This is a genomic window from Jiangella rhizosphaerae (genome assembly GCF_003579925.1).
Classification (GTDB): domain Bacteria; phylum Actinomycetota; class Actinomycetes; order Jiangellales; family Jiangellaceae; genus Jiangella; species Jiangella rhizosphaerae.
On the sequence record NZ_QUAL01000317.1, the window covers coordinates 1 to 4520 of the forward strand.

Annotated in this window: 4 protein-coding genes; all 4 read right to left on the reverse strand. The window is 70.1% G+C overall.

The features are described 5' to 3' along the window. Positions 1–68: 68 nt before the first annotated feature. Positions 69–848, reverse strand: a complete 780-nt coding sequence (gene pstB, locus DY240_RS23905; RefSeq protein ID WP_119662232.1) for a phosphate ABC transporter ATP-binding protein PstB — start codon at positions 846–848, stop codon at positions 69–71. An 18-nt stretch (positions 849–866) separates the two neighbouring features. Further along, positions 867–1979 carry a phosphate ABC transporter permease PstA gene (pstA, locus tag DY240_RS23910; protein WP_119662233.1) on the reverse strand — a complete coding sequence of 371 codons (1113 nt, stop codon included), beginning with the start codon at positions 1977–1979 and terminating at the stop codon, positions 867–869. Next, on the reverse strand, positions 1979–2932 hold the full coding sequence (gene pstC, locus DY240_RS23915; RefSeq protein WP_119662234.1) for a phosphate ABC transporter permease subunit PstC: 954 nt from the start codon (positions 2930–2932) through the stop codon (positions 1979–1981). Before pstC ends, pstA begins: the two co-directional genes overlap by 1 nt. Positions 2933–3053: 121 nt before the next feature. Next, positions 3054–4199: a phosphate ABC transporter substrate-binding protein PstS gene (pstS, locus tag DY240_RS23920; RefSeq protein ID WP_119662235.1), complete on the reverse strand. Its 1146-nt coding sequence runs from the start codon at positions 4197–4199 to the stop codon at positions 3054–3056. Positions 4200–4520 lie beyond the last annotated feature (321 nt).

Here is a 4520-nt window from a genome sequence, read left to right on the forward strand (position 1 = left end):
GACGCCTAGCACGTGGGCGCGCCCGCCACGACGAGTGTCGTGGCGGGCGCGTCCCCCGTGGCGGATCGTCAGCCGAAGCGGCCGGAGACGTAGTCCTCGGTGGCCTTCACGCTCGGGTTGGTGAAGATCTTCGTGGTGTCGTCCATCTCGATCAGCTTGCCGGGCTTGCCGGTGCCGGCGATGTTGAAGAACGCCGTCCGGTCGCTCACCCGGGCGGCCTGCTGCATGTTGTGCGTGACGATGACGATCGTGTAGTTCTGCTTCAGCTCGCCGATGAGGTCCTCGATGGCCAGCGTCGAGATGGGGTCGAGCGCGGAGCACGGCTCGTCCATCAGCAGGACGTCGGGCTGCACGGCGATGGCCCGGGCGATGCACAGACGCTGCTGCTGGCCGCCGGAGAGGCCGGAGCCGGGCTTGTCGAGGCGGTCCTTGACCTCGTTCCACAGGTTGGCGCCCTTGAGCGACCGCTCGACGATGTCGTCGGCCTCGCTCTTGCGCAGCCGGTTGCTGTTGAGCTTCATGCCGGCCAGGACGTTGTCGCGGATGGACATCGTCGGGAACGGGTTGGGCCGCTGGAACACCATGCCGACCTGGCGCCGGACGGTGACGGGGTCGACGTTGGGGCCGTAGAGGTCCTCGCCGTCGAGCATGACCTTGCCCTCGACCCGCGCGCCGGGGATGACCTCGTGCATGCGGTTGAGGGTGCGGATGAAGGTGGACTTCCCGCAGCCGGACGGGCCGATGAAGGCCGTGACCGAGCGGGGCTCGATGGCCATCGACACGCCCTCGACCGCGAGGAAGCTGCCGTAGTAGACGTTCAGATCGCCGACGTCGATGCGCTTGGACATAAAGGCGGTTTCCTTGCTCTAGCGGCCGGTCTTCGGGGCGAACAGGCGGGCGATGAGCCGCGCGACGAGGTTGAGCAGCATGACGATCAGGATGAGCGTCAGCGCCGCGGCCCAGGCCCGGTCGAAGCTCGGCTCCGGCGACGAGCCGGACAACGGGCGCATCGCCTGACTGTAGACGTACGCGGGAAGCGACATCATCCAGTCGGAGAACGGGTTGGTGTTGATGGAGGACGTGAAGCCGGCGGTGACGATGAGCGGCGCGGTCTCGCCGACCACCCGGGCGATGGCCAGCGTGACGCCGGACGCGATGCCGGAGATGGCCGTGGGGACGACGACCCGGACGATGGTGCGCCACTTCGGGACGCCCAGGGCGTAGGCCGCCTCGCGCAGCTCGTTCGGGACGATCCGCAGCATCTCCTCACTGGACCGCACGACGACCGGGATCATCAGCACCGACAGCGCGACGGCGCCGGCGAAGCCGTTGCGGGTGCCGACGCCGAACAGCACCGCGAACAGCGCGGCGGCGAACAGGCCGGCCACGATGGACGGGATGCCGGTCATGACGTCGACGAAGAACGTGATGGACCGGGCCAGCCGGCCGCGCCCGTACTCGACCAGGTAGATCGAGGTGAGCAGGCCGATCGGCACCGAGATGACCGTGGCCAGGCCGGTGATGAGGAAGGTGCCCAGGATGGCGTGGTACGCGCCGCCGATGAACGGCGCGGCGCCCTCCAGCGCCTGCTGGTCGTTGAGGCCGGTGACGTTGCGCATCGACGTCTGGAGGAAGTCGAGGCTGAACCGCTCCAGGCCGTTGTCGAGCACCGACCAGACGACGGAGATCAGCGGGACCAGCGCGATGCCGAACGCGGTGTAGACCAGCGTCGTGACGAGCTTGTCGATGGCCTTGCGCCGGCCCTCGACCACGGCGGACGCCACGGTGTTGACGATCGCGAAGACCAGCACCGAGAGGACCGCGAACGAGACCGGCGAGAACCCGCCGAAGAGCGCGGACAGCCCGGCGCCGGCCGCGACCGACAGGACCAGGACGACCTGGGTGGTGTAGCGCGGCAGCTGGTTGTGGGCCAGCGAGCCGCCCGCGGCGGGCGGCGCGGGCTTGGTGGCGACGGACATCAGTTGGCCCCCGAGAACTCACTGCGGCGCGACACGATCCACCGGGCGAACATGTTGACGGCCAGCGTGATGGCGAACAGCACCAGGCCAGCGGCGATGAGCGTGTTGGTCTTGAGCCCCGACGACTCGGGGAAGTCCAGCGCGATCTCCGCGGCGATGGTGTTGTTGCCGCTGGTGACCATCGACCACGTGAAGCCGCCGGTCGACAGCACCATGGCGACGGCCATCGTCTCGCCCAGGGCGCGGCCCAGGCCGAGCATGATGCCGGAGATGATGCCGGGCCGGCCGAACGGGATGACCGCCATGCGGATCATCTCCCACCGGGTGGCGCCGAGCGCCAGCGCGGCCTCCTCGTGCAGCTTGGGCGTCTGCAGGAACACCTCGCGCGAGATCGCGGTGATGATCGGCAGGATCATCACGGCCAGCACCAGACCGGCGGTCATCATCGTGCGGCCCGTGGCCGAGGCCGGGCCGGTGAAGAGCGGGATGAAGCCGAGGTTGTCGGCCAGCCAGGCCCAGGCCGGTTGCACCTGCGGCGCCAGCCACTGGATGCCCCACAGGCCGAAGACGACGCTGGGGATGGCGGCGAGCAGGTCGACGACGTACCCGAGGCCCTGGGCCAGCCGGCGCGGTGCGTAGTGCGAGATGAACAACGCGATGCCCAGCGCGAGCGGCGTCGCGACCACCAGGGCGATGATCGCCGCCGCGACCGTGCCGAAGACCAGCGGCCAGACGTAGGAGAAGAACCCCTCGCCACCGTCGATCTCCGACGGGTCGGCCGTGAACGTCGGCAGCGCCTCCCGGACGAGGAAGGCGGCCACGCCGGCGAGGATGATGAGGATCAGGATGCCCGCGACCTGCGCGGACCGGGAGAAGATGCGGTCGCCGGGGCGCGCCTTGGCCCGCGGCGCGGCGGTGGACCGCTCGGTCGGCGGTGGTGTGGTGGTGGTCACGGCGTCAGCTCCGGGTCGTGGAGGTCTCGCGGGTCATGCCGGTGTCGTGCGGACGCCGGGCGGTTCGTCCCGCATGGGACGAGCCGCCCGGCGACGTGGAACTTCGTGCACAGGATAGGACTCAGCCGACCTCGATCGACTCCACGACGGCCTGGACCTCGGCCTGCAGCTCCGGCGAGATCGGGGCCGAGCCCGCGGCGTCGGCCGCGGCCTGCTGGCCCTCGTCGCTGGCGACGTAGCCGACGTAGGCCTTGACCAGGTCGCCGACCGCCGGGTCCTCGTACGCTGTGCAGACGATCGTGTACGAGATCAGCACGATCGGGTACGCGCCGGACGCGGTGGTGTCGCGGGCCAGCTCGATCGCGATGTCGTTCTCGGCCCGGCCCTCGGCGCGCGGCGAGGCGTCGACGACGGCGGCAGCGGCCTCGGCCGAGTACTCGACGAACTCCGAGCCGACGCCGATGGCGGCGGTCTGCAGGTCGCCGACGGCGGCGGCGCTGGCGTAGCCGATGGTCCCCTCGGCGGCCTGGACGGCGGCGATGACGCCCGGGGTCTGCGCACCGGCCTCGCCCGGCAGGTCGGCCGGCCAGTCACCGCTGACCTCGTAGGTCCAGGCCTCCGACGCGGCGGCGGCGAGGTACTCGACGAAGTTCTCGGTGGTGCCCGACTCGTCGGAGCGGTGGACCGGCGTGATCGCGAGGTCCGGCAGCGTGGCGTCGGGGTTGTCCGCGGCGATGGCCGGGTCGTTCCAGTTGGTGATGGTGCCGTTGAAGATGTTCGCCAGCGTCACCGGGCCGAGCTGCAGGTTGTCGACGCCCGGCAGGTTGTACGCGATGGCGATCGGGTCGATGAACAGCGGCAGGTCGACGGCCGGCGCGCCACACGCGGTCTCGGCGGCGGCCAGCTCCTCCTCGTCGAGGTAGGCGTCGGAGCCGGCGAACGCGACCGCGCCGGAGGTGAACTGCTCGCGGCCGGCGCCGGAGCCCTCGGGGGCGTAGTTGACGGTCACGTCGGGGTACTGCTGCTGGAACCCGGCGATCCACGCCTGGACCGCGGACTCCTGCGAGCTGGCGCCGGCACCGTTCAGCGTGCCGGAGAGCTCGCCGGCGGGCTCCTCGCCGCCGGTGGTCTCGCTGCTGCCGCTGTCGGTCTCCTCGTCGGAGGTGTTGCTGGTGTCGGGGTCCGAGCCGCAGGCTGCCAGCACGAGGGCGGCCGCGCTGGCGACGGCGACGGGTGCCAGCGTGCGGCGCACGATGCTGAGGTTCACGTCTGGTGTCCTTCCTGGACCTATTCGTCCTTGCGTATCGCCTTGAACGTAGGTTTCGGAGGTGACGCCGTTCCCCGCTGAGGGTGAACGCGGAATGAACGCCTGGCGCAGAGCAGGCGACGGATCGCTGACGGTGTGATGGCCGTCACGTGAACAGGCCGCGTGGCCGGTTGCGAGACGATCACGACCCGCCGTTGAGGGCGGTCACAGGACGATAACCGGCATCCGCGACGGCGCGTAGGGCGTGTCTCCTAAAGATTGGCGGTGTGGGCCGCGATTGTTGGGGTCATGTCGCGTGAGTCGTTGTTGAGCGATGATCAG

Coding starts and splice junctions, on each gene's coding strand:
- pstB (WP_119662232.1), bottom strand. CDS start 848: ATGTCCAAGCGCATCGACGTCGGCGATCTGAACGTCTACTACGGCAGC.
- pstA (WP_119662233.1), bottom strand. CDS start 1,979: ATGTCCGTCGCCACCAAGCCCGCGCCGCCCGCCGCGGGCGGCTCGCTG.